The sequence below is a fragment of the Sulfuricystis multivorans genome, assembly GCF_003966565.1.
GTDB classification, from domain to species: domain Bacteria; phylum Pseudomonadota; class Gammaproteobacteria; order Burkholderiales; family Rhodocyclaceae; genus Sulfuricystis; species Sulfuricystis multivorans.
Window position 1 is genome coordinate 2,235,271 of the sequence record NZ_AP018718.1, and the last position, 23,413, is coordinate 2,258,683.

Sequence of the window (23,413 nt, forward strand, 5' to 3'; positions counted from 1 at the left end):
GATAGGTTGTAGGTGCTCACCAGGCTTTCTCTAGAAAGGAGGTGATCCAGCCGCACCTTCCGATACGGCTACCTTGTTACGACTTCACCCCAGTCATGAAGCCCACCGTGGTAAGCGCCCCCCTCGCGGTTAGGCTACCTACTTCTGGTGAACCCCACTCCCATGGTGTGACGGGCGGTGTGTACAAGACCCGGGAACGTATTCACCGCGGCATGCTGATCCGCGATTACTAGCGATTCCGACTTCATGCAGTCGAGTTGCAGACTGCAATCCGGACTACGATCGGCTTTCTGGGATTGGCTCCACCTCGCGGCTTGGCTACCCTCTGTACCGACCATTGTATGACGTGTGAAGCCCTACCCATAAGGGCCATGAGGACTTGACGTCATCCCCACCTTCCTCCGGTTTGTCACCGGCAGTCTCATTAGAGTGCCCAACTCAATGATGGCAACTAATGACAAGGGTTGCGCTCGTTGCGGGACTTAACCCAACATCTCACGACACGAGCTGACGACAGCCATGCAGCACCTGTGTCCCCGCTCCCTTTCGGGCACTCCCACATCTCTGCAGGATTCGAGGCATGTCAAGGGTAGGTAAGGTTTTTCGCGTTGCATCGAATTAATCCACATCATCCACCGCTTGTGCGGGTCCCCGTCAATTCCTTTGAGTTTTAATCTTGCGACCGTACTCCCCAGGCGGCCAACTTCACGCGTTAGCTTCGGTACTAAGAAAGTCTCCTTCCCCAACACCTAGTTGGCATCGTTTAGGGCGTGGACTACCAGGGTATCTAATCCTGTTTGCTCCCCACGCTTTCGTGCATGAGCGTCAGTGTCAACCCAGGGGGCTGCCTTCGCCATCGGTGTTCCTCCACATCTCTACGCATTTCACTGCTACACGTGGAATTCCACCCCCCTCTGCCGCACTCCAGCTCTACAGTCACAAACGCAGTTCCTAGGTTGAGCCCAGGGATTTCACATCTGTCTTATAGAGCCGCCTGCGCACGCTTTACGCCCAGTAATTCCGATTAACGCTCGCACCCTACGTATTACCGCGGCTGCTGGCACGTAGTTAGCCGGTGCTTCTTCTTCGGGTACCGTCATTAGCAGAGGGTGTTCGCCTCCACCGTTTCGTCCCCGCCGAAAGAGCTTTACAACCCGAAGGCCTTCTTCACTCACGCGGAATGGCTGGATCAGGCTTGCGCCCATTGTCCAAAATTCCCCACTGCTGCCTCCCGTAGGAGTCTGGACCGTGTCTCAGTTCCAGTGTGGCTGATCATCCTCTCAGACCAGCTACGGATCGTCGCCTTGGTAGGCCTTTACCCCACCAACTAGCTAATCCGCCATCGGCCGCTCCAATTGCGTGAGGCCTTGCGGTCCCCCACTTTCACCCTCAGGTCGTATGCGGTATTAATCCGGCTTTCGCCGGGCTATCCCCCACAACTGGGTACGTTCCGATGTGTTACTCACCCGTTCGCCGCTCGCCGCCAGGACTCAGTTGCCCAAGCCCCGCGCTGCCGCCCGACTTGCATGTGTAAAGCATTCCGCCAGCGTTCAATCTGAGCCAGGATCAAACTCTTCAGTTCAATCTTCTCGCTCGCTTACTGTCTCTCCAGAATCAACAAGGTCTTCTCTAAACCTTACTGTTCTTTCTCGGTAAGCGCTTGCTGCTATTTTCTTCTCGCCAGTTAATCCGTAACCACACAGTCGAACCAAGTCTTCCAACTCAGCCCGCGTCAGTAGCTTCGATCCTCACTACCAACGCCCAGATCCACTGGCTCACCCAGCAAACACCTACACCTATCGGCTGTTAGGTTTTTAAAGAACATGCTGCGTCGCGCAGCAAAGAGGGGCGCATTATACCTACCGACTTTTACGCGTCAACGACTTTCAGAAAAAATTTTTCTTGCCCTGAAATGCGCGTCAGGAAAGAGTGATCCGCGCGAATTTGCGTTTCCCGACTTGCAGCACGATGGTGGAGCCGGCTTGCAATTGCAAGGCCCTGTCCTCGATCTTGACACCATCGATGCGCACCCCCCCGCCGCCGATCAAGCGCATGGCCTCTGAGGTGCTCGCGACGAGTCCAGCTTGCTTCAACACCTGAGCTACCGGGCCAGCAGGCAAAGACAGTTCAGGCATGTCATCGGGGATGGCGCCTCGTTGAAAACGAGCAAGAAAATCTTCCAGCGCCGCTCTGGCGGCGTCCTGACCATGGAAACGCGCCACCAGCTCTTGCGCCAGTGCGATTTTGACGTCCCGCGGATTGGCGCCTTCCGCGACATTGCGTTTGAGCGCCGCAATCTCGTTGCTGGAACGAAACGAAAGCAGCTCGTAATAGCGCCACATCAGCTCGTCCGAAATCGACATCAGTTTGCCGAAAATCTCGCGCGGCGGTTCGGCGATGCCAATGTAGTTGCCCAGCGACTTGGACATCTTGTTGACGCCATCCAAGCCCTCGAGCAAAGGCATGGTCAGGATGCACTGGGGTATCTGCCCATAATGCTTTTGCAACTCACGCCCCACCAGGAGATTGAACTTCTGATCCGTGCCACCCAATTCGACATCCGCCTGCATGGCGACAGAGTCGTACCCCTGACATAAGGGATAGAGGAACTCGTGGATGGCGATCGGCTGATTGGCAGCATAACGTTTGGCAAAGTCATCGCGTTCGAGCATGCGCGCAACGGTATGCTGGGCGGCAAGCCTGATCATGCCCGCCGCACCGAGATTATCGAACCAGGTGGAGTTGAAACAGATTTCGGTTTTCTCCGGATCGAGAATCTTGAACACTTGGTCCTGATAGGTCAGGGCGTTTTGCTTGATTTGCTCGCGGGACAGCGGCGGGCGGGTGGCGTTCTTGCCAGTCGGGTCGCCGATCATGCCGGTGAAATCGCCGATCAGAAACATCACGTGATGGCCCAGCTCCTGGAAGTGTCTGAGCTTGTTGATCAGTACCGTATGGCCAAGATGCAGATCCGGCGCGGTCGGATCGAACCCTGCCTTGACTCGGAGGGGGCGGCCGGTTTTCAGCTTTTCGACGAGTTCGGCCTCGACGAGCAGCTCTTCTGCACCGCGTTTGATCAGGGCAAGCTGGGATTCGACATCAATCATACGATAGCACCAGATTTTTGATGGGTTGAACCCAGATTATCCATTAGACCGGGCTGATGCGCCATGAGCATTTGATACGGTCATTTCATCGCCCTACACGGCGGCTTTCGGCCTGCGGGCGGCATCTTCGCGCCCCCGCTCCTCGCCAATAGACACGGTTATTGGCTCGTCGCGGGGACGCAAACCTACTCGCCGTCGCCTTCGAAACCCGCTCGTGTTCCAATGGACAATCTGGGTTGAAATGTCTGCTAGACTTGGACGCCGTCGTTGCCAAGCCACGAATCGATGCACCAGATTCTAAACCAAGCACCTGGTCGATCCTTGTTCCGCAATACCTCGCCAATCCTGCGTATCGCCTCGATTGGCGCTGGTGTCGCCGCGATGTCTTTTTTCATGGCGGCTGCGTTCGGCACTGCCCGCGATACCCTTGACCTCAATGCAGATATCAAGCAGGTCGTCGAGCAGTTATCCCCGCCAGTCCTTGAACCCATCGAGGGATCTGCGAATTCGCTTACTCGCGAGATCGTCATTCAGCGTGGCGACACCCTCGGCAGCCTGTTGACCAAACTCGACATCGACACGGCCGAAGCCGAACGCTTTCTGCGCCAGGACAAAAGCGCTGCGGCATTCGCACGACAATTGGTTCCCGGGAAATCATTCATTGCCCGGATCGATACGAATGGCGAGCTCGAATCCCTCGTCTTTCCGTCAAACGGCGAGAATTCGAAAGCGCTCGTCGTCCAGCGCACATCAGAAGGGTTTGCCGCCAGGACCGATGCTCTTCCTCTCGCTACCAGGGTTGCATTGAAGTCGGCGACGATCCGGCATTCGCTGTTCGGTGCCACCGACGAGGCCGGCATCCCAGATGCCGTCGCTATTCAATTAGTCGACATATTTGGTGGCGACATCGACTTCCACCGCGACCTGCGCAAGGGCGACAGGTTTTCCGTAATCTATGAAACCACCGATCATCTCGGCAAGCCGATCGGAAACCCGCGGATTCTGGCCGCCGAGTTCATCAACGACGGCAAGACATACCGTGCATTCTGGTACCAGCCGATACAGGGCCCCGGAGGTTATTACACGGAAAATGGGCAAAGCCTGAAGAAGGCCTTCCTGCGCTCGCCGCTCGAATTTTCGAGGATTACGTCCGGCTTCTCCAACGCCCGCTATCACCCCCTACTGCGTGAGGTTCGAGCACATCGCGGCATCGATTACGCCGCACCTGTTGGTACGCGCGTCAAAGCAACCGGGGATGGCGTGGTCGATTTCGTCGGCATACAAGGTGGCTATGGCAAGGTCGTGATGATCAGGCATTCAGGAAACCGGACCACCGTCTACGGTCATCTATCAGGTTTTGCCGCGGGATTGCGGAAAGGCGCGCGGGTCTCGCAAGGCGAGGTCATCGGCTACGTCGGTGCTACCGGCCTTGCCACCGGCCCCCATCTCCATTACGAGTTCCGCGTCGCTGGCGTGCATCGCAATCCGCTCTCGATCGCCCTGCCAGCAGCAGCTCCCCTGCCAGATGAGCAGTTGGCGGCGTTCAAGGTCACAGCGGCAGAAATGGCCAGCCAGCTCGCGATGGCGCGCGATATCCGCATCGCCCTGCTCGATTGAGGACTCTACAAAACGCAAGGGCGCCATTGGCGCCCTTGCGTTTCCGTTCGACCAGCGCTCAAACCGAAAACGAAGAACCGCAACCGCAGGTGCTCGTGGCATTCGGGTTCTTGATGACGAACTGCGAACCCTGCAAGCCCTCGCTGTAATCGATTTCAGCACCGACGAGATACTGGAAGCTCATCGGGTCGATCAGCAACGTGACCCCGTTCTTTTCCATCACGGTGTCATCTTCATTGGCTACCTCGTCGAAAGTAAACCCGTACTGGAAACCTGAGCAACCGCCTCCGGTCACGAAAACCCTCAGCTTAAGTTCCGGGTTACCCTCTTCGAGGATCAGTTCTTTGACTTTGTTGGCCGCACTATCGGTGAAGATCAGTGGCGTCGTCATTTCAGCGGGCGCATTCATGGGCGATGTTCTCCTTGGGGCTGGTTTATCGAGGTGCTTCATTATCGGACGCAAGATGCGGTCCGTCAAATGCGACAAATTGTGGCGGACAGGGTGTTTTCAACTCAGATTGTCCATTAGGGCGCGAGGCGATTTCGTGGCGAGGGCGAGCAGGTTTGCGTCCCCGCGACGAGCCAAAACCCTCGTCTATTGGCGAGGAGCGGGGGCGCGAAGATGCCGCCCGCAGCCCGAAAGTGCCCGCGCAGTCCAAGATGATAACGTTTGCTCACGCTCATCGATGAAAGGACGATCTAATGGACAATCTGGGTTCAATGACCGACTGCCAGCTTCAATTCGACGGCCTTGGCGCTTTCGGCGCCACGGTGCAGCAAGCGTCCTTCTACGATCGCCCCGAGATGGATCTCGATGGTGCTGTATTCGACATCCCCAGTCACACGGGCACGCGGCTGCAACTCGAGGGACTCGGCCGAACGGACTGGCCCATTGACAGTGCCGTTGATGACGACATGAGGAACGGCAACCTCGCCATCGACGCGGGCTTGTTCGCTGATCACCAGGGTTCCGGGCTGATCGCCGGCTGCGCAAACGTTGCCGTGGACTTCACCGTCGATGCGCAAGCCGCCCGAGAAAGTGATATTGCCTTCCACAGTCGTTCCTGTTCCGATCAAAGTATCGATCTTACCGTTCGGCTTGCTGCGCTTCTTGAACATGAGCACCTCCTTTTCCACAAGACGGGCCGGGTTACAATTCACCTCTTTCTGCTCGATTTTTCCGCCAACCGCTGCAGTACGGCCAATTCTTCCTTGAGTCGGGCATTTTCCTCCATCAAGGCTTTGTGTTTGTCGGTCAGCGATCGCTGCGCGGCCTGTTCGATCTGCAAATCGCTTTCACGAGCCGCCAACTGTCCGCGCAGACGTTCGACTTCTTCCTCCAAATCCGCATTGGTTTTTTTCAGAGCCACGATCTCTTCGACATGGTTCATCGTTGCCAGGCGTTCGGCAGGGTCGATCAGCCAGATCAGCCCCGCCAATCCCAACAGCACCGCAACGACCAAGAAAAACCGCACATACCACGGCCGCTGCGGCCGGATTGCGACCCGCGGGGCGGTGATACCGAAACGCCCACGCCAGCGTCTCAGGATCAGGGCAAGACGGGAATTTGCGTGAGGCCAAGGCATTCGTCGAAACCGAACATCAGGTTCATGTTTTGCACTGCCTGCCCGGCCGCGCCTTTGACCAGATTGTCGATCACCGACAGGATCACCAGCATGTCGCCGCCTTGCGGACGATGAACGGCGATGCGGCAAACGTTCGCCGCCCTGACGGAACGGGTATCGGGATGAGACTTAGGGGGCAAGACATCGACGAAGGCTTCGCCAGCATAGCGCTTTTCATAAAGCGCCTGGAAGTCCGCTTCCCTGGTGATACGCGCATACATCGTCGCGTGAATGCCCCGGATCATAGGCGTCAGGTGGGGGACGAAGGTCAAACCGACCGGAGCGCCGGCAATGCGCGCCAGCCCCTGCCGAATTTCCGGCAGATGGCGATGGCCCGCAACACCGTAGGCCTTGAAATTGTCGGAAGCCTCGGGGAAAAGGAGGTGCGTTTCCGCCTTGCGCCCGGCGCCCGACACACCCGATTTGGCATCGGCGATCAGATGATCGATATCGACACAGCCGGCTTCGATCAAGGGCAAAAAGCCAAGCTGCACTGCAGTCGGATAGCAGCCGGGATTGGCGACCAGACGGGCGCCCTTGATCTGCACACGATTGAGCTCGGGTAAGCCATAGACCGCCTCGGCGACGAGGTCGGGAGCGGCATGTGTCAGGCCATACCATTTCTCCCAAAGGGAGACGTCCTTGAGACGGAAATCGGCGGCGAGATCGATGACACGCACGCCGGCATCGAGCAAACCGCGAGCCTGCTGCATCGCCACGCCATTGGGTGTGGCAAAGAAGACGAGATCGCAATCCTTCAGCGGTGCGCTTGCCGGATCGCTGAATTTGAGGCCGATCCGCCCGCGCAGGCTCGGAAACATGTCGGCCACTGCGCTTCCCGCTTCGGCACGAGAGGTGATCGCGGTCAGTTCCACCTCGGGATGTTGCGCCAGCAGGCGCAACAATTCGACACCCGTATAGCCGGTGCCGCCAACGATACCCACCTTGATCATGCTGCACTCCAATCGAAACGTGAATCATACCCCGATAATGAAGGCGCAAAAAAGCCGCCCGCAGGCGGCTTTTTTGCGCGAAACGTCGTTCCTCCCGACCGTAACCACTTGCGTTCGATCGACTTGGGGTGGCCGAGGTCGGCGCTGCGGCGCTTGGCGAATGAAGGTATCAGCGCTTCGAGAACTGCTTGCGACGGCGCGCCTTGTGCAAACCGACCTTCTTGCGTTCGACTTCACGTGCATCACGGGTCACGAAGCCGGCCTGCGAGAGCGCCGGTTTGAGCGTGGCATCGTATTCGATCAGCGCACGGGTGATGCCATGACGCACGGCGCCTGCCTGCCCGGACTCACCCCCCCCGGTGACATTTACCATGATGTCGAACGTGTTGAGATGCTGGGTCAGCTCGAGGGGCTGGCGCACGATCATCCGGCCAGTTTCGCGGGAAAAGAATTCATCCACCGGCTTGTCGTTGACGATGATCTTGCCGCTGCCGTTTTTCATGAACACGCGTGCCACGGCGGTCTTGCGGCGACCGGTACCATAGTAGTAATTGGCCGACATAGTGTGTGGTCCTGTCAGATTTCCAGTATTTTTGGCTGCTGCGCCGTGTGTGGATGTTCGGCGCCGGCATAGCATTTCATCTTCTTCAGCATTGCATAGCCGAGCGGGCCTTTCGGCAGCATACCCTTGACGGCCTTTTCCAGCACACGGGCCGGGAAGCGCTGCTGGAGCTTGATGAAATTGGTCTCATAGATACCGCCGGGGAAGCCGGAGTGGCGGTAGTATTTCTTGTCCTGAGCCTTGTTGCCGGTCACGCGCAGCTTCTCGACATTGACGACGACGATGTAATCACCGGTATCGACATGCGGGGTGTATTCCGGCTTGTGCTTGCCGCGCAGACGGCGGGCAATTTCTGAAGCCAAACGGCCGAGCACCTTGTCCGTGGCATCGACGACGAACCAATCGCGCTTGACCTCATGCGGCTTGGCGGAAAAAGTCTTCATGGAAAGTCCTTGCTACCAGTGTCAAACAGCCGGTGGACGCGGCCGGTGGGTGTGACATGGGAGCCGAAGCGGTTGGCCCCCACGCGGAAAGCCGCGCATGGTAGCGCAAAGGGCCGAAAAAAGTCAAATACTTTTCCAGAGCGCGTGCCGTGCCACCAGCGCCGAGTTTCGCAGAGCATATTGCGAGCGATCAGGAGATGGCAGGCGGCTACAATCATCCCCAACGGAAATGGAATGTTCGAGTTCAAAAGGAGATCCAGCATGTTGGAATGCACCGTACATTGGCAGCCACGCGGCATGAGTTTCATCGCGGAAACCGGCTCCGGGCACATGGTGGCGATGGATGGGGCACCCGAGGCCGGCGGTCGCAACTTGGCGCCACGGCCCCTCGAACTGATGCTGGCTGGCACCGGCGGCTGCACCGCCTTCGACGTCGTGTCGATCCTGAAGAAGTCGCGCCAGGAAATCAGCGACTGTGCCGTTCGGATCACTGCCGAGCGTGCCGAACAGGACCCCAAGGTCTTCACGCGCATCGACCTGCATTTCATCGTCAAAGGCCGCAATCTCAAGCCCGAGGCGGTCGAGCGCGCCGTCAAGCTCTCAGCCGAAAAATATTGCTCGGCCTCGATCATGCTGGGCAAGACCGCCCAGATGCATCACTCCTGGGAAATCGTCGAAATCTAGCCCGGATCAGATCCAGTAGGCGGTCGTCGTCATCACCTTGGCGGCCAGTTTCATCGCGCCTTTGGCGAAGATCGGCAGCTCGGCCGCGCCGAGACTGATCGCCATTTGTGCGTGAGCGATCTCGTCAGCCTTCATCTGATCGACGATTCTCTGCGAGCGCTGATCGGCAGCCGGCAACTGGCGCAGATGTCCTTCCAGATGCGCTTCGACCTGCCGCTCGGTTTCGGCGACGAAGCCGAGGCTGACCGGATCGCCCAGCTTGCCGGCGATCGCGCCGATCGCCCATGCCCCGGCATACCAGAGTGGATTGAGCAGGCTCTTCCGGCCGCCCAGCTCTTCGATGCGCCGCTCGGTCCAGTTGAGGTGTTCGGTTTCCTCCCAGGCGGCGCGCTTGAGCGCTTCACGCACCGCGCTGCTCGCCGCGGTGAAGGCTTGGCCCGCATAGAGCGCCTGCGCGCAAACTTCGCCGACATGATCGATGCGCATCAGGGCCGCAGCATGGCGACGTTCGGGCTCGGTCAATTCCGGCTCGGGCAGGGTCTCGCCTGGCATCGGCCGCTTGGTCGGCGCTGGGACGAACAAGGTTCGCAGCGCTTGGTCCAGTTGCAGGATGAGGGGGTCGAGCAGGCTCATCGGGGCGGCTCAATTCACGCTCGGATGCTTGCCCAAGCGCAAGGCTTCGCGCCCCTCCTCGGGCGTTGCGATGGGATTGCCGATGGGGCAGAAGTAATCGTGCGAGAGCGCGGCATGATGGCGGTAGGTCGGGTTGTTTTCGATCGGCCGCCAAGCGCTTTGGCGGGCCATCACCCAGCGGCCATCGGTATGGCCGGTGGCGTAGATCTTGAATTGGCCGGTGGCACAACGCAGGCCCTCGTAGGTGATGTTGGTCACGCCGCCTCGTGTATGAACGACGAGGGTGTAACGCACCACGCCATCTTTGCCGACGCTCAAGCTCGCCGTGTCGATGAAATAGCGGTGCGGCGTCGTGGCGCTGACGAAGAATTCACGCAGATCGGCTTCCTTTGGAAAGCCAGGCAGTTGCGGGGTCTCCTCTTCCCATTTGGGCGCATCGGGGTCCTCGTCGGCAAACAACCCGGCGGACGCGTTGCTGGCCAGGAACAACGAGAAAAAAACGGAAAAAAAGCGCTTCATCGCTCTTCGCTCGCCCATTCGGCAGCGAGTGGTTCATTCCAGGCCTCCGGTCGTCCCGATGCCTGACCGGGAAGACGAAACAGCAGGTGCGCCAGTTCCGTCAGCGCCTGTTGATACACACCGCGCTTGAATTCGATCACCGATTCGAGCGGCACCCAGTATTCGCTCCAGCGCCAGGCATCGAACTCGGGTTTGGCGGTCGCGCGCAGACAGATGTCGCTGTCGCGGCCGATCAGCCGCAAGAGGAACCAGATCTGCTTTTGCCCTTTGTAAGCGCCGCGCCATGCGCGGCGCACCCATTGTTGCGGAACGTCGTAGCGCAACCAATCGCGCGTGCGGCCGAGAATGCGGACATGCTCGGGCCTCAAACCCACTTCCTCATAGAGTTCGCGGAACATCGCTTCCTCGGGGGTTTCTCCCTTCTTGATCCCGCCTTGCGGGAACTGCCAGGAATGTTCGCGAATCCGTTTGCCCCAGAAGACCTCGTGACGCTGATTGGTCAGGATGATGCCGACGTTCGGGCGATAACCTTCCCGATCGAGCATGGTGAAACCTCAAACTGTTTGTCTGGACATGATTGTTCCACATTCCAGGGCACGAGGAAAGCCATCTGGATGGGTAAAATACGCAGTCCATTGAGACCCAAGGAAATTTTGCTCATGCGCGCCAGCCAGTTTTTCATCAATACCCTCAAGGAAGCGCCCGCCGATGCCGAAATCGTCTCGCACAAGCTGATGACGCGCGCGGGCATGATCAAAAAGCTCGCCGGGGGCATCTACACTTACATGCCGATGGGTCTGCGGGTGATCAGGAAGATCGAGGCGATCATCCGCGAGGAGATGAACCGCGCCGGCGCGATCGAATTGCTGATGCCGATCGTGCAGCCGGCCGAGCTGTGGCAGGAGACCGGACGTTGGGACAAGATGGGGCCGGAACTGTTGCGCGTGAAGGATCGCCATGAGCGCGACTTCGTGATCCAGCCCACTTCCGAGGAAGTGATCACCGACATCGCCCGCAGTGAGATCCACAGTTACCGCCAGCTACCGAAGAACTTCTATCACATCCAGACCAAGTTCCGCGACGAGCGCCGGCCGCGCTTTGGCGTGATGCGCGGGCGCGAATTCACGATGAAGGACGCGTATTCCTTCGACCGCGATGAAGCCGGCGCCGAAAAGAGCTATCGGGCAATGTATGAAGCCTATACGCGCATCTTCGAGCGCATGGGACTCGAATTCCGCGCCGTGCGCGCCGACACCGGCGCGATCGGCGGCTCGCTGTCGCACGAGTTCCAGGTGATCGCCGAGACCGGCGAGGATGTGCTGGTGTATTGCCCGGATTCCGACTACGCCGCCAACATCGAGCTCGCCGAGGCGTTGCCATTGAGTGCCGTCCGGCCAGCGCCGACTTTGGCGCTGCAGAAAGTCGCCACTTTCGAGACGACGCGTTGTGAGGATGTCGCCCGCCTGCTCGGGGTTCCGCTCGAACAGACCGTGAAATCGGTCGTGCTCGCCGTCGATACGCCACTGGGCGCGGAAATCTGGCTGCTGCTGGTGCGCGGCGATCACGAGCTCAACGAGGTCAAGGCCGGCAAGCTACCCGGGCTCGACAATGGCTTTCGTTTCGCTACCGAAGCCGAGATCATCGAGCATTTCGGCTGTCCGCCCGGTTACCTGGGGCCGCTCAACACTCGCAAACCGGTGAAGATCGTCGCCGACCGCACGGTCGCGAACATGGCCGATTTCATTTCCGGGGCCAACGAGATCGGTTTCCACATCCAGGGGATCAACTGGGGCCGCGATCTGCCCGAGCCGGATATCGTCGCCGACATCCGCAATGTCGTCGCGGGCGACCCTTCGCCGGACGGCAAGGGCAAGCTCGCCATCCAGCGCGGCATCGAGGTCGGCCACGTGTTCTACCTCGGCACCAAGTATTCGGCGGCGATGAACTGCACTTATCTGGATGAAACCGGCAAGCCGCAGCTGATGGTCATGGGCTGCTACGGCATCGGCGTCACGCGTCTGGCAGGCGCGGCGATCGAGCAGAACCACGATGGAAAAGGCATCATCTGGCCGGATGCGATCGCGCCCTTCACGGTCGTCATCTGCCCGGTCGGCTGGGGCAAATCGGCAGCGGTGCGCCAGGCTGCCCTCGACCTCTACGAAAAACTGATCGTCTCGGGCCTCGACGTGATCCTCGACGACCGCGACGAACGGCCCGGCGTGATGTTCGCCGACTGGGAGCTGATCGGCGTGCCGCATCGCGTCACGCTCGGTGAGCGTGGCTTGAAGGAAGGCATGGCCGAATATCAGCACCGCCGCGATGCCGCCGCCACGAAGGTGCCGCTGGCCGAGATCGCGGCGTTCGTGCGCGGCAAGGTATGCGTCTAGCCGCGTTGCTGTTGCTGACCGCATGGGGCCTGCAAGCCCATGCCGGCGCACAGAAATACGAACCGCTGGCGGCCAGCGTGCAGGCCGCGCTGCATGCCGCGATCGCCGATCGTGCGGCGCCGGAGCCGCGCTTTGCCAGCATCGAGGAAAAGATCGACTGGCTCACCGAGATGTCGCGTCGCTTGGAAAAACGCATGCCGGATCGCCAGGCGCGGCTCGAATTCCTCAAGACCGTGCGCTACGAGGCCCAACGCGCCGGCCTCGATCCCCAGCTCGTCCTGGGGCTCATCGAGGTGGAAAGCGGTTTTCGCAAGTATGCGGTTTCAATGGCCGGGGCGCGCGGCTACATGCAGGTGATGCCCTTCTGGGTCGATCTGATCGGCGAAAAAAGTCACAACCTGTTCCACCTGCGCACCAACCTGCGCTATGGCTGCACGATCCTGCGGCATTATCTCGACATCGAAAATGGCGACCTGTTTCGCGCGCTGGGCCGCTACAACGGCAGCCTCGGCCGGCCGGAATACCCCAACATGGTGCGCGCGGCGTGGGAGAAACGCTGGGCCTGGGGCCCGCGCATCATTCAGGCGCGGCAGTAGTGCCGTCTTTCCAGCGCCGATTTTTCAGCGCGGCATTCCGGGCATCCCGCCCCGCCCCATCAGCCCTTTCGCGGCGCGCAGCATCTTCGCCATGCCGCCTTTTGAGAGCTGCTTCATCATCTTCTGCGTCTGTTCGAACTGATTGAGCAGCCGGTTGACCTCCTGTACCGGCACGCCGGCGCCCGCGGCAATGCGGCGCTTGCGGCTGGCCTTTATGATCTCGGGTTTCGCGCGCTCGGCCGGTGTCATCGCGTCGATGATGCCGACGATACGGCGGATCGCCTTGTCCTCGACCGCACCGCCCGCCTGCTGAGAAAGCTGCGCAAACTGCGCCGGCAATTTGTCCAAAAGGGCGCCGATGCCGCCCATGCTGCGCATCTGCGCGATCTGCGCCTTGAAGTCGTTGAGATCGAAGCCCTTGCCGGACTTCATCTTCTTGACGAAGGCCTGGGCTTTTTCCTGATCGACGCTGCGCTGCGCCTCCTCGACGAGGCCGAGGATGTCGCCCATGCCAAGAATGCGGCTCGCCATGCGATCGGGATGAAATTCCTCGAGCCCGGTGAGCTTCTCGCCGACGCCGGCGAACTTGATCGGCTTGCCGGTCACATGGCGGACCGACAGCGCCGCGCCACCGCGCGCGTCGCCATCGAGCTTGGTGAGGATCACACCGGTCAAGGGCAACGCTTCGTTGAAGGCCTTCGCGGTATTCACCGCATCCTGGCCCTGCATCGCATCGACGACGAACAGGGTTTCGATCGGCTGCAACTGCGCGTGCAGCGAGCGGATCTCCGCCATCATCGCTGCGTCGATCGCCAGACGCCCGGCAGTATCGACGAACAGCACATCATGGAAATGGCGCTTGGCATGGTCGAGCGCCGCGGCGGCGATCTCGGCCGGTTTCTGGCCGGCATGCGAGGGAAAGAAATCGATGCCGGCCTGGGCGCAGACGGTCTCCAGCTGCTCGATCGCCGCAGGACGATAGACGTCGCAGGAAACCGCCAGCACCTTTTTTTTCTGACGCTCTTTCAGCCACTTGCCGAGCTTGGCCGTCGTCGTCGTCTTGCCCGCGCCTTGCAAGCCGGCCATCAGGATGATGGCCGGCGGCTGGCAGGCGAGATTGAGCTGCGCTCGCGCCCCGCCCATCAGTTCGGTGAGTTCGCGATGGACGACGCCGACCAGTGCCTGGCCCGGGGTCAGCGAGCCGATCACCTCCTGGCCGAGCGCCTTTTCCTTGACGCGGGCGATGAAGTCTTTGACCACCGGCAGCGCGACGTCGGCCTCGAGCAGCGCCATGCGCACCTCGCGCAGCATCTCGGCGATGTTGTCTTCGGTCAGGCGTGCCTGGCCGCGCAGCGTCTTGACGACGCGGCCGAGTCGTTGGGTCAGGTTATCGAGCATGGGGCATGGTGTAGACTTGGAATATGCCGACGATTTTACTGCATCCCCCCGTCCCGCACCTCTTGGCTGCGGCGTTGTACCTCGGTCTGGCATTCCATTTCTGGCGTACGCGCTGGCGTGGCGCGGTGCTCGACCAGCCGGTCAAGGGTTTGGCCGGGTGGGAGCGCGCCTGGCTTTTCATCGCACTGGTGATCCATGGCGTGACCCTCGGGATCGAGGTGCATCCCACGGGATTCGAATCGACGCGTTTCGGCTTCGCCGCCGCCCTCTCGCTGATGATGTGGCTGGCGGTGGCCTTCTATTGGTTCGAGAGCTTCTACGCCCGCATGGAAGGCTTGCAGATGCTGGGGCTGCCGCTGGCCGCCTTGTGTACGCTCCTGCCGCTATTGATCCCCAGCCAGCACATCCTGGCGAATGCCGGATCATTGGCATTTCGTATCCATCTGCTGATGGCGATGCTCGCCTACAGCCTGTTTACTTTGGCCGCGTTGCACGCCGTTCTGATGGCGATCGCCGAAAAGCGCCTGCATCGCGGCCGTATGACGCCACTGTTCGCCGGCCTGCCACCGCTGCTGACGATGGAAAATCTACTATTCCGGCTGATCCACATCGCTTTCTTGCTGCTCACCCTCACGCTCGCGTCGGGCATTCTCTTTTCCGAACAAATCTTCGGCAAGGCGCTGCCGTTCAATCACAAGACGGTGTTCGCCCTGTCGTCGTGGATCATCTTCGCCTGGCTGCTCGCCGGCCGCCATTTCCGCGGCTGGCGAGGGCGGATCGCATTACGCTGGACGCTGGCGGGCTTCGTCACCCTTTTGCTCGCCTACGTGGGTAGTCGCTTCGTGCTCGAGGTCCTGCTCGGTCGTCCCGGCTGATGGATGAATACCCGCTCTCGGCGCTGTCGATAGCGCTCGTGGTGCTGCTGGTGCTGTCGGGCTTTTTCTCGATGTCCGAAACCAGCATGATGGCGGCCAACCGCTACCGATTGCGCCATCTCGCCAGCCAGGGGCATCGCGGCGCACAACTGGCGATGCGGCTTCTCGCCAGCACCGACAAGATGCTGGGCGTCATTCTGCTCGGCAATAATCTGGTCAACGCCGCCGCGGCCACCCTCGTCTCGGTGATCGCCATCGAGCTGTTCGGCGAGGAGGAATGGGCGCTGGCGGTCGGCACGCTGTTCGTTACCTTCGCGATTCTGGTGTTTTCGGAGATCACGCCGAAAATCATCGGCGCCGCGAACGCAGACCGGATCGCGCTACTGCTCGGTTTCCTGCTCTGGCCCTTGCTGCGCATCAGCTACCCAGTGGTCTGGTTCGTGAACCTGTTCGCCCGAGGTGTGCTGAAAATTCTTCGTCTCGAACCGGCCAGTGGCGAGCCGACAGCACTTTCCACCGAGGAGCTGCGTACCGTGGTGCTGGAATCGGGCCGTTATCTGCCGGAAGCCCACCGCGAGATCCTCCTCAACCTGTTCGATCTCGAGCATATCAGCGTCGAAGACATCATGACGCCGCGCGGCGAGCTCGAAAGCATCGACATTGCAGCACCGATCGAAGAAATCCGCGACCAGCTGGCCACCAGCTTCCATACTCGTCTGCCCGTCTATGAGGGCGAGCCCGGCAATGTCATCGGGATCCTGCATTTACGCCGCCTGCTCGCACCGATGCTTACCGATGGCCTCGATCATGCGGCACTGCGGGAAAATCTGGCGACTCCCTATTTCATCCCGGCAGAAACCCCGGCTTATGACCAGCTGAGGTTTTTCCGCGAAAACCGGCAGCGACTCGGCCTGGTCGTCGATGAATATGGCGAGTTGCTCGGCTTGGTGACGATCGAGGACATCATCGAGGAGATCGTCGGTAAATTCACCAGCGGCATGCCGGGCAGCGAACTGGCGCTCAAGTGGGACGAGGGTGGTGCTGCCTTGGTCGACGGGGGGCACAGCCTGCGGGAGATCAACCGCGCCTTGGGACTCGATCTGCCGCTCGACGGTCCAAAAACCCTGAATGGCCTGATTCTCGAACACCTGCGCGACATTCCCGAACTTGGCGTCTGTCTGCGCATCAACGGCATTCCGATGGAAGTCATCCAGACCGAGAACCGCCGCGTGAAAGTCGTGAAGATTTACCGTCCATGATGCGCTGTCACCACGCCCCGGGGGAAAAGACGAGTTATTCCGCCTTTACAACGAAGCCCGGGCAAGGCATTATCACTCTGCATAAATTCGCAAGGAGCAGGCATGGCCACAGCCAAACGGGATGACTTCCTATCAGTCTATAACTGGGAAGGCAAGGACAAGAGCGGCAAGCTGATTCGCGGTGAGCTGCGCGCCGCATCAGTGACGGTCGTCCGCACCACGCTGCGCCGCCAGGGCATCCTCGTCACCAAAGTCGCCAAACAATCGTTCCGTACCCGGGGCAAGGTCACCGACAAGGACATCACGCTATTTACGCGCCAAATGGCGACGATGATGAAATCGGGCGTGCCGCTCCTGCAGTCCTTCGACATCGTCGCCAAAGGCACAGCCAATCCTGCGCTGACCAAACTGATTCTGGACATCAAGACCGACATCGAGACCGGCGCAGCGCTGAACCAGGCCTTTCGCAAGCACCCGCTGTATTTCGAGCCACTCTATTGCAATCTGGTCGAAGCGGGTGAACAGGCCGGCATTCTCGACCAGGTGCTCGATCGCCTGGCCACCTACAAGGAAAAAACCCAGGCGATCATCGCCAAGATCAAGAGTGCGCTGTTCTATCCGATCTCGGTGCTGGTCGTCGCTTTCATCGTCACCGCGGTGATCATGATCTACGTCGTGCCGCAGTTCAAGAAGGTGTTTACCAGCTTCGGCGCAGATCTACCCGGTCCGACCCTGGTCGTGATGGCGATTTCAGACTACTTCGTCGACTACTGGTACATCATCTTCGGCGCGCTGTTCGGCGGGATTTATGCTTTTTTCTATGTCTGGAAGCGCTCCGAGAAAATGCAGATGTTCATGGATCGCCTCGCGCTACGCCTTCCCATTTTCGGCGAAGTGATCCGCAAGGCGACGCTGGCGCGCTGGACGCGCACCTTATCGACGATGTTCGCTGCGGGCGTGCCGCTCGTCGAGGCGCTCGATTCGGTCGGCGGCGCCTCCGGCAACTACATCTACCGCGAAGCGACGAAACAGATCAAGGCAGAGATCAGCACCGGCTCGAGCCTCACCGTCGCGATGCAGAACACGGGCGTTTTCCCCAACATGGCCGTGCAGATGATCTCGATCGGCGAGGAATCCGGCCAGATCGACGCGATGAGCGGCAAGGTGGCCGATTTCTACGAACAGGAGGTCGATGACGCCGTCGAGCGTCTCTCCAGCCTGATGGAACCGATGATCATGGTCGTCCTCGGCGTGGTGATCGGCGGCATCATCATCGCGATGTATCTGCCGATCTTCAAGCTCGGCGCGGTCGTTTGATCCATGCTGGGACTCGAGCCGACGATGCTGGTTGCCGCCTGTACGGTGCTTGGCCTTCTGATCGGCAGCTTCCTGAATGTGGTCATCCACCGGCTGCCGATCATGATGGAACGCGACTGGCAGCGGCAGTGCGCTGAAGCATCCGGGAAGCCTCAGCCGAGTTTCGAACCACTGTCGCTCATCAGCCCGCGCTCACGCTGCCCGCATTGTGGCCACGCGATCGGCGCGCTGGAAAACATCCCGATCATCAGCTACCTGTTTTTGAGGGGGCGCTGCAAAGGGTGTGGCAAGCCCATCAGCGTCCGTTATCCGCTCATCGAGGCGCTCACCGCCGTGCTGTTCGGCTATGCCGCCTGGCGTTTCGGTTCGACCCCCGCCCTGGCAGGCGCCCTACTGTTCATCGCCGCACTGATCAGCCTGAGCTTCATCGACGCCGACACCCAACTCCTGCCGGATGACATTACTTTGCCTCTGATTTGGGTCGGCCTGCTGTTCAACCTGAATGGCACCTTCACGACCCTCCAAAATGCGGTGATCGGTGCGGTGGCGGGTTATGTTTCTCTCTGGCTGGTGTATTGGGCCTTCAAGCTCACCACCGGCAAGGAGGGCATGGGCTATGGCGACTTCAAGCTGCTCGCCGCGATCGGCGCCTGGTTCGGCTGGCAGATGCTGCCGCTGGTGATTCTGCTCTCATCACTGGTCGGCGCACTCGTCGGCATCGCGTTGATCGTGCTGGCGCGGCATGACAGGAACGTGCCGATCCCGTTCGGCCCATATCTCGCCGCCGCGGGCGTCATCGCGCTGCTCTGGGGGAAAGAACTCACCCAGGCCTGGCTCGGCCTGATCTATTGATCCGGGTTGAATTTCCGGTTTTCCGCACTTATTTGCTCGGCCGCGAAAGCCTTGTTACGCCGTCGCCTTATAATTTGCCCATCTTTTTGGAGAAAACCATGCCGATTTACGCTTATCGATGCAGCCAATGCGGTTTCGAAAAGGACGTCCTACAGAAGATGTCCGATCCACCTCTGACCGTCTGTCCGGAATGCCATCAGGAAACGTTTGCCAAGCAGCTGACTGCCGCCGGCTTCCAGCTGAAGGGTAGCGGTTGGTATCAGACCGATTTCAAGAATACACCCGCGCCCAAGACGGAGACGCCGCCCTGTCAGGGCGGCAGCGGCGCCTGTGCCTGCGCTGCCGAATCGACGTGAAGGCGCTCAAGAAATACTTCATCACCGGGCTCCTGATCTGGATCCCGCTGGTGATCACCGTCTGGGTCGTCTCGGCGATCATCGGCGCGATGGATCAGTCGCTTTATCTCTTGCCGCAGGCGGTTCACCCCGACCGGCTGCTGGGCGTTCATATCCCGGGCGTCGGCACTGTGCTCACGCTGGTGGTGATCCTGCTCACCGGTCTGGTGACGGCCAACATCGTCGGCCAGAAGCTGGTGCGCTTCTGGGAAGGCATCCTCGCGCGCATCCCGATCGTCAAATCGATCTATTACAGCGTCAAGCAGGTCTCCGACACGCTGTTTTCCTCGACGGGACAGGCGTTCCGCAAGGTGCTGCTGGTGCGTTATCCGCATCCACAGGCCTGGTCGGTCGCCTTCATGACCGGCACCCCCGCCCAGGAGATCGCTGAACTGTTGCCGGACGAGCACGTCAGCGTCTTCATCCCGACGGCGCCGAGCCCGGTCAATGGTTTCTTCTTCTTCGTGAAGAAATCCGAAACCATCGAGCTCGACATCAGCATCGATGACGCGCTCAAATATATCGTCTCGATGGGCGTCGTGCCCCCGCTACCGCGCCAGACAGAACCCGGTTATCTGTTGGGACGGGCTCAAAACGAATGACCTACCTGCGGCGTGCCGTCCGGCCAGCGCCGACTTTCTGACCATACGGAACCATCATGCGAACTCATTACTGCGGCCAACTGAACGCCGTCCACATCGACCAGATCGTCACCCTGTGCGGCTGGAGCCACCGGCGCCGCGACCACGGCGGTGTGATCTTCATCGACCTGCGCGATCGCGAAGGCATCGCGCAGGTCGTCTGCGACCCTGACCGCCCGGAAATGTTCAAGCTCGCGGAAAGCGTCAGGAACGAGTTCGTACTCAAGATCACCGGCCGTGTGCGCCGCCGTCCCGCCGGCACCGAGAATCCGAACATGGCCTCCGGCGAAATCGAGGTGCTCTGCCATGAGATCGAGATCCTCAACAGCGCCGCAACCCCGCCCTTCCAGCTCGACGACGACCATCTTTCCGAGACCGTGCGGCTTGCCCATCGCGTCATCGATCTGCGGCGCCCGCAGATGCAGAAGAACCTGATGTTGCGCTACAAGGTGGCGATGGCCTTCCGCCGTTTCCTCGACGAGCATGGCTTCATCGACATCGAAACGCCGATGCTGACGAAATCCACGCCCGAGGGCGCGCGCGATTATCTCGTGCCCTCGCGCGTGCATCCTGGCCATTTCTTCGCGTTGCCGCAATCGCCGCAACTGTTCAAGCAGCTCCTGATGGTCGCCGGTTTCGACCGCTATTACCAGATCACCAAGTGTTTCCGCGACGAGGATCTCAGAGCCGATCGCCAGCCGGAATTCACCCAGGTCGATATCGAGACCTCGTTCATGACTGAAACCGAGATCACCGCGCTGATGGAAGAGATGATCCGCACGGTATTCAAAGAAACCCTCGGCGTCGAGCTGCCGAATCCCTTCCCGCGCCTGTCCTACGCCGAGGCGATGCGCCGCTTTGGTTCCGACAAGCCCGATTTGCGCGTGACGCTGGAACTGACCGAGGTGACCGATGCCGTACAGGACGTCGCCTTCAAAGTGTTTTCCGGCCCGGCCACTTCCGGCGGCCGCGTCGCCGCCTTGCGCATCCCCGGGGGGGCGGCGCTGACGCGCGGCGAGATCGACGGCTATACCGAATTCGTCAAGATCTACGGCGCCAAGGGGCTCGCCTACATCAAGGTCAATGACGTCACGAAGCTCGACGAGGAAGGCTTGCAATCGCCGATCGTCAAGAACCTCCATGAACGCGCGCTCAAGGCCATCATCGAGCGCACCGGCGCGCAAAGCGGTGATCTGATCTTCTTCGGTGCCGACAAGCAAAAGATCGTCAATGACGCGCTTGGTGCCCTGCGCATCAAGATCGGCCATGAGAAAGGCCATCTCGACGGGCGCGCCTGGGCGCCGGTGTGGGTGGTCGACTTCCCGATGTTCGAATACGACGAAGAGGAAAAACGCTGGACGGCCTGCCATCACCCCTTCACATCGCCGAAGGATGGCCACGAGGAACTGATGAAGACCCATCCGGGCGAGTGCCTCGCCAAGGCCTACGACCTGGCGCTGAACGGCTGGGAAATCGGCGGCGGCTCGGTGCGGATCCACAAGGCCGACATCCAGGCCAAGGTCTTCGAGGCGCTCGGCATTGGCGAAGAAGAGCAGCGGGCCAAATTCGGCTTCCTGCTCGATGCGCTGAAATACGGCGCGCCACCGCACGGCGGGCTTGCCTTTGGCCTGGACCGCATCGTGACGATGATGAGTGGCGCCGAGTCGATCCGCGACGTGATCGCCTTCCCGAAGACGCAGCGCGCCCAGTGCCTGCTGACCAATGCCCCTTCGCCGGTGGATGAAAAGCAGCTACGCGAGCTGCACATCCGCCTGCGCCAGAGGGTCGAAACCCAGGTCGAAATCGCCAAGCCGTGATACGCCCGCTCTTCGGACTATTGCTGGCCGCTGTGCTGGGCCTGGCGCAGGCCGAGGAGATTGCCCGGCAAGCGCTGCCAGTCGAAGCGCGCGAGGTGCTCGCGTTGATCGCCGGAGGAGGTCCTTTTCCCTACCGGCGCGACGGCATCGTCTTCGGCAATTACGAACGCCACCTGCCTCCAGCCCCACGCGGTTACTACCGCGAATACACCGTGCCGACGCCCGGCGCGGGGAATCGCGGGGCACGCCGCATCGTCTGCGGCGGTCAGGTGCCACAACGCCCCGACGTCTGCTACTACAGTCCGGACCACTACCGCAGCTTCCGGAGGATCGTCGAATGAAATACGCGAGCCTGTTGATGCGCATCGAGCATGCCGGCGTCTATCACATGCCGGTAGGCGGCGAACAAGACCTGATCGCGGCGGCCGAACACGACGGTTACGCAGTATTTCGCGTCGATCTCGCCCATGCGCGCAACAAGGATGAAATGCTCGATACCATCGCCCAGGCGATGCATTTCCCCGACTGGTTCGGCCACAACTGGGATGCGCTCCTGGATTGTCTGGCCGATCTTTCCTGGCAGCCTGCCGATGGCTACGTGGTGATTCTCGAGCATTGCGACGGCATCCACGGCCTCGCGGAAGCCGATTTCGTCCAGACGCTACAGATCTTCGAGAACGCCGCGAACGAATGGCGCGAACAAGGCATGCCGTTCTGGTGCTTCGTCGACATGCAGGCCGACGGCATCAGCTGGTTGTCGGACATCGCGTAAACCGTGGCCGGCACGAAGAAACCGGTCTCCGTCCTCGTCGTCATCCACGACCCGCGGGCAAACGTCCTGCTCCTCGAACGAGCGCGCCATCCGGGCTACTGGCAGTCGGTGACCGGCAGCCTGGAAGACGATGAGACGCCGGCCGCTGCGGCAGTGCGCGAAGTCGGCGAAGAAACCGGCCTCGTCTGCACGCCGGCGCAGCTCATCGACTGGCATCTTTCCAACCGCTTCGAGATCTTCGCCGAGTGGCGCGAGCGCTACCCTGAAGGCGTGACCCACAACATCGAGCATGTCTTCAGCCTCTGCGTACCGGCGGGAACGCCGGTCATCACGGCGCCCAATGAACATCGCGCCTGGCGCTGGCTGCCTTGGCGCGAGGCGGCGGCCGCGTGCTTTTCGTGGTCCAACCGCGATGCGATCCTGATGCTCGGGCTCGATTCGACCGCTTGAATTTTGTGCAATCCATACTAGTTTGAAAAGCGGACAACCTGAACAAAGGAGGCTCATATGAACGAACTGACCCGTTATGACCCGTTCGACGATTTCTTCCGCGGTTTCTTCGTTCGTCCGATCGAGATGGGTAAGGGTATCGAAGCACCCGACATGAAGGTGGATGTCAAGGAGCAGGACAAAGCCTTCCTGATCCACGCCGAAATGCCGGGGATCAAGAAAGAAGACATCCACGTCACGATCGACGGCCCAGTCGTCTCGATCAGCGCCGAACGGAAGGAAGAAAAGGAAGAGAAGGAAGGCGGGCGCGTGCTGCGTTCCGAACGCTACTTCGGCAAGGTTTCGCGCAGCTTCAATCTCGGCCAGGACATCGACGAGACGACGGCGAGCGCGAAGTTCGACAACGGCGTGCTCGAATTGACATTGCCGAAGAAGGCAGCAACGCAAGCGAAGCGCTTGACGATCGACTGAGAAGCGGACAGCGAAATTCGGCGCGGGCGAGGCGGCATCC

General features: G+C 60.4%; 26 protein-coding genes and 1 rRNA gene. 15 read left to right on the forward strand and 12 right to left on the reverse strand.

Going from position 1 to position 23,413, the window contains the following annotated elements; genetic code table 11:
• Positions 1-34: 34 nt before the first annotated feature.
• Positions 35-1,582 (reverse strand): 16S ribosomal RNA (locus EL335_RS11200).
• A gap of 337 nt (positions 1,583-1,919) precedes the next feature.
• A complete protein-coding gene (tyrS, locus tag EL335_RS11205) occupies positions 1,920-3,107 on the reverse strand; it encodes a tyrosine--tRNA ligase (protein WP_126446932.1) in 1,188 nt (395 codons plus the stop codon).
• A gap of 321 nt (positions 3,108-3,428) precedes the next feature.
• Here tyrS and EL335_RS11210 point away from each other — a divergent pair, with 321 nt between their 5' ends.
• Positions 3,429-4,724, forward strand: coding sequence for a M23 family metallopeptidase (locus EL335_RS11210; protein WP_172600091.1), 1,296 nt, complete (start codon positions 3,429-3,431; stop codon positions 4,722-4,724).
• Positions 4,725-4,782: 58 nt separating this feature from the next.
• On the opposite strand, the gene erpA is transcribed toward EL335_RS11210, so the two are convergent.
• From erpA to rplM, 6 genes are all read right to left on the reverse strand, one after another.
• Positions 4,783-5,133: an iron-sulfur cluster insertion protein ErpA gene (gene erpA, locus EL335_RS11215; RefSeq protein WP_126446934.1), complete on the reverse strand. Its 351-nt coding sequence runs from the start codon at positions 5,131-5,133 to the stop codon at positions 4,783-4,785.
• Positions 5,134-5,441: 308 nt separating this feature from the next.
• Complete coding sequence (locus tag EL335_RS11220; RefSeq protein ID WP_126446935.1) at positions 5,442-5,843, reverse strand: bactofilin family protein; 402 nt, start codon at positions 5,841-5,843, stop codon at positions 5,442-5,444.
• A gap of 38 nt (positions 5,844-5,881) precedes the next feature.
• Positions 5,882-6,187, reverse strand: a complete 306-nt coding sequence (locus tag EL335_RS11225; RefSeq protein WP_126446936.1) for a hypothetical protein — start codon at positions 6,185-6,187, stop codon at positions 5,882-5,884.
• Positions 6,188-6,273: 86 nt separating this feature from the next.
• Positions 6,274-7,302, reverse strand: coding sequence for an N-acetyl-gamma-glutamyl-phosphate reductase (gene argC / locus EL335_RS11230; protein ID WP_126446937.1), 1,029 nt, complete (start codon positions 7,300-7,302; stop codon positions 6,274-6,276).
• A 169-nt stretch (positions 7,303-7,471) separates the two neighbouring features.
• Positions 7,472-7,864 carry a 30S ribosomal protein S9 gene (gene rpsI, locus EL335_RS11235; protein ID WP_126446939.1) on the reverse strand — a complete coding sequence of 131 codons (393 nt, stop codon included), beginning with the start codon at positions 7,862-7,864 and terminating at the stop codon, positions 7,472-7,474.
• A 14-nt stretch (positions 7,865-7,878) separates the two neighbouring features.
• The gene (gene rplM / locus EL335_RS11240; RefSeq protein WP_126446941.1) at positions 7,879-8,307 is read right to left on the reverse strand and encodes a 50S ribosomal protein L13; all 429 of its coding nucleotides are present in this window, start codon (positions 8,305-8,307) and stop codon (positions 7,879-7,881) included.
• A gap of 264 nt (positions 8,308-8,571) precedes the next feature.
• On the opposite strand from rplM, the gene EL335_RS11245 reads away from it, so the two are divergent.
• A complete protein-coding gene (locus EL335_RS11245; protein ID WP_431306271.1) occupies positions 8,572-8,991 on the forward strand; it encodes an OsmC family protein in 420 nt (139 codons plus the stop codon).
• Between the two features lie 6 nt (positions 8,992-8,997).
• Here EL335_RS11245 and coq7 read toward each other — a convergent pair whose 3' ends face one another.
• The 3 genes from coq7 to EL335_RS11260 are packed head-to-tail and all read right to left on the reverse strand — an operon-like array spanning position 8,998 to position 10,688.
• Complete coding sequence (gene coq7, locus EL335_RS11250) at positions 8,998-9,624, reverse strand: 2-polyprenyl-3-methyl-6-methoxy-1,4-benzoquinone monooxygenase (RefSeq protein ID WP_172600092.1); 627 nt, start codon at positions 9,622-9,624, stop codon at positions 8,998-9,000.
• 9 nt (positions 9,625-9,633) lie between these two features.
• On the reverse strand, positions 9,634-10,143 hold the full coding sequence (locus tag EL335_RS11255; protein WP_172600093.1) for a CNP1-like family protein: 510 nt from the start codon (positions 10,141-10,143) through the stop codon (positions 9,634-9,636).
• Positions 10,140-10,688 (reverse strand): RNA pyrophosphohydrolase, encoded by a 549-nt coding sequence (locus EL335_RS11260; protein ID WP_126446947.1) that lies wholly within the window; start codon positions 10,686-10,688, stop codon positions 10,140-10,142. Before EL335_RS11260 ends, EL335_RS11255 begins: the two co-directional genes overlap by 4 nt.
• 114 nt (positions 10,689-10,802) lie before the next feature.
• Between EL335_RS11260 and EL335_RS11265 the strand changes: the two genes are divergently transcribed.
• Positions 10,803-12,530 carry a proline--tRNA ligase gene (locus EL335_RS11265; RefSeq protein WP_126446950.1) on the forward strand — a complete coding sequence of 576 codons (1,728 nt, stop codon included), beginning with the start codon at positions 10,803-10,805 and terminating at the stop codon, positions 12,528-12,530.
• Positions 12,521-13,126: a lytic transglycosylase domain-containing protein gene (locus EL335_RS11270; RefSeq protein ID WP_126446952.1), complete on the forward strand. Its 606-nt coding sequence runs from the start codon at positions 12,521-12,523 to the stop codon at positions 13,124-13,126. Before EL335_RS11265 ends, EL335_RS11270 begins: the two co-directional genes overlap by 10 nt.
• Positions 13,127-13,150: 24 nt before the next feature.
• On the opposite strand, the gene ffh is transcribed toward EL335_RS11270, so the two are convergent.
• The gene (gene ffh, locus EL335_RS11275; RefSeq protein ID WP_126446954.1) at positions 13,151-14,524 is read right to left on the reverse strand and encodes a signal recognition particle protein; all 1,374 of its coding nucleotides are present in this window, start codon (positions 14,522-14,524) and stop codon (positions 13,151-13,153) included.
• Between the two features lie 23 nt (positions 14,525-14,547).
• On the opposite strand from ffh, the gene EL335_RS11280 reads away from it, so the two are divergent.
• The 11 genes from EL335_RS11280 to EL335_RS11330 all read left to right on the forward strand — a co-directional run bounded on the left by EL335_RS11280 (position 14,548) and on the right by EL335_RS11330 (position 23,373).
• The gene (locus EL335_RS11280) at positions 14,548-15,399 is read left to right on the forward strand and encodes a cytochrome C assembly family protein (RefSeq protein WP_126446956.1); all 852 of its coding nucleotides are present in this window, start codon (positions 14,548-14,550) and stop codon (positions 15,397-15,399) included.
• Positions 15,399-16,658, forward strand: a complete 1,260-nt coding sequence (locus EL335_RS11285) for an HlyC/CorC family transporter (RefSeq protein WP_126446958.1) — start codon at positions 15,399-15,401, stop codon at positions 16,656-16,658. The genes EL335_RS11280 and EL335_RS11285 overlap by 1 nt, the downstream gene beginning before the upstream one ends.
• Before the next feature lie 102 nt (positions 16,659-16,760).
• Positions 16,761-17,975, forward strand: coding sequence for a type II secretion system F family protein (locus EL335_RS11290; protein ID WP_126446960.1), 1,215 nt, complete (start codon positions 16,761-16,763; stop codon positions 17,973-17,975).
• A 3-nt stretch (positions 17,976-17,978) separates the two neighbouring features.
• Positions 17,979-18,827, forward strand: a complete 849-nt coding sequence (locus EL335_RS11295; RefSeq protein ID WP_126446962.1) for a prepilin peptidase — start codon at positions 17,979-17,981, stop codon at positions 18,825-18,827.
• A gap of 98 nt (positions 18,828-18,925) precedes the next feature.
• Positions 18,926-19,183, forward strand: a complete 258-nt coding sequence (locus EL335_RS11300) for an FmdB family zinc ribbon protein (RefSeq protein WP_126446964.1) — start codon at positions 18,926-18,928, stop codon at positions 19,181-19,183.
• Positions 19,180-19,824, forward strand: a complete 645-nt coding sequence (locus EL335_RS11305) for a DUF502 domain-containing protein (protein ID WP_284155350.1) — start codon at positions 19,180-19,182, stop codon at positions 19,822-19,824. The genes EL335_RS11300 and EL335_RS11305 overlap by 4 nt, the downstream gene beginning before the upstream one ends.
• Before the next feature lie 56 nt (positions 19,825-19,880).
• Positions 19,881-21,680, forward strand: coding sequence for an aspartate--tRNA ligase (aspS, locus tag EL335_RS11310; protein WP_126446966.1), 1,800 nt, complete (start codon positions 19,881-19,883; stop codon positions 21,678-21,680).
• Positions 21,677-22,021, forward strand: a complete 345-nt coding sequence (locus EL335_RS11315) for a ribonuclease domain-containing protein (protein WP_126446968.1) — start codon at positions 21,677-21,679, stop codon at positions 22,019-22,021. Before aspS ends, EL335_RS11315 begins: the two co-directional genes overlap by 4 nt.
• Positions 22,018-22,452 (forward strand): barstar family protein, encoded by a 435-nt coding sequence (locus EL335_RS11320; protein WP_126446970.1) that lies wholly within the window; start codon positions 22,018-22,020, stop codon positions 22,450-22,452. Before EL335_RS11315 ends, EL335_RS11320 begins: the two co-directional genes overlap by 4 nt.
• A gap of 3 nt (positions 22,453-22,455) precedes the next feature.
• Entirely contained in the window at positions 22,456-22,902 is a 447-nt protein-coding gene (gene nudB, locus EL335_RS11325) for a dihydroneopterin triphosphate diphosphatase (RefSeq protein ID WP_126446972.1), read from the forward strand.
• 57 nt (positions 22,903-22,959) lie between these two features.
• Positions 22,960-23,373, forward strand: coding sequence for an Hsp20/alpha crystallin family protein (locus EL335_RS11330; RefSeq protein ID WP_126446975.1), 414 nt, complete (start codon positions 22,960-22,962; stop codon positions 23,371-23,373).
• Positions 23,374-23,413: the final 40 nt, after the last annotated feature.

Bases quoted from the DNA above. Each gene is read 5' to 3' on its own strand.
- erpA (WP_126446934.1), bottom strand. From the start codon at position 5,133: ATGAATGCGCCCGCTGAAATGACGACGCCACTGATCTTCACCGATAGT.
- EL335_RS11255 (WP_172600093.1), bottom strand. From the start codon at position 10,143: ATGAAGCGCTTTTTTTCCGTTTTTTTCTCGTTGTTCCTGGCCAGCAAC.
- EL335_RS11290 (WP_126446960.1), top strand. From the start codon at position 16,761: ATGGCCACAGCCAAACGGGATGACTTCCTATCAGTCTATAACTGGGAA.
- EL335_RS11320 (WP_126446970.1), top strand. From the start codon at position 22,018: ATGAAATACGCGAGCCTGTTGATGCGCATCGAGCATGCCGGCGTCTAT.
- aspS (WP_126446966.1), top strand. From the start codon at position 19,881: ATGCGAACTCATTACTGCGGCCAACTGAACGCCGTCCACATCGACCAG.
- EL335_RS11330 (WP_126446975.1), top strand. From the start codon at position 22,960: ATGAACGAACTGACCCGTTATGACCCGTTCGACGATTTCTTCCGCGGT.
- tyrS (WP_126446932.1), bottom strand. From the start codon at position 3,107: ATGATTGATGTCGAATCCCAGCTTGCCCTGATCAAACGCGGTGCAGAA.
- coq7 (WP_172600092.1), bottom strand. From the start codon at position 9,624: ATGAGCCTGCTCGACCCCCTCATCCTGCAACTGGACCAAGCGCTGCGA.
- rplM (WP_126446941.1), bottom strand. From the start codon at position 8,307: ATGAAGACTTTTTCCGCCAAGCCGCATGAGGTCAAGCGCGATTGGTTC.
- argC (WP_126446937.1), bottom strand. From the start codon at position 7,302: ATGATCAAGGTGGGTATCGTTGGCGGCACCGGCTATACGGGTGTCGAA.
- ffh (WP_126446954.1), bottom strand. From the start codon at position 14,524: ATGCTCGATAACCTGACCCAACGACTCGGCCGCGTCGTCAAGACGCTG.
- EL335_RS11280 (WP_126446956.1), top strand. From the start codon at position 14,548: ATGCCGACGATTTTACTGCATCCCCCCGTCCCGCACCTCTTGGCTGCG.
- EL335_RS11300 (WP_126446964.1), top strand. From the start codon at position 18,926: ATGCCGATTTACGCTTATCGATGCAGCCAATGCGGTTTCGAAAAGGAC.
- EL335_RS11220 (WP_126446935.1), bottom strand. From the start codon at position 5,843: ATGTTCAAGAAGCGCAGCAAGCCGAACGGTAAGATCGATACTTTGATC.
- rpsI (WP_126446939.1), bottom strand. From the start codon at position 7,864: ATGTCGGCCAATTACTACTATGGTACCGGTCGCCGCAAGACCGCCGTG.
- EL335_RS11285 (WP_126446958.1), top strand. From the start codon at position 15,399: ATGGATGAATACCCGCTCTCGGCGCTGTCGATAGCGCTCGTGGTGCTG.
- EL335_RS11270 (WP_126446952.1), top strand. From the start codon at position 12,521: ATGCGTCTAGCCGCGTTGCTGTTGCTGACCGCATGGGGCCTGCAAGCC.
- EL335_RS11295 (WP_126446962.1), top strand. From the start codon at position 17,979: ATGCTGGGACTCGAGCCGACGATGCTGGTTGCCGCCTGTACGGTGCTT.
- EL335_RS11265 (WP_126446950.1), top strand. From the start codon at position 10,803: ATGCGCGCCAGCCAGTTTTTCATCAATACCCTCAAGGAAGCGCCCGCC.
- EL335_RS11260 (WP_126446947.1), bottom strand. From the start codon at position 10,688: ATGCTCGATCGGGAAGGTTATCGCCCGAACGTCGGCATCATCCTGACC.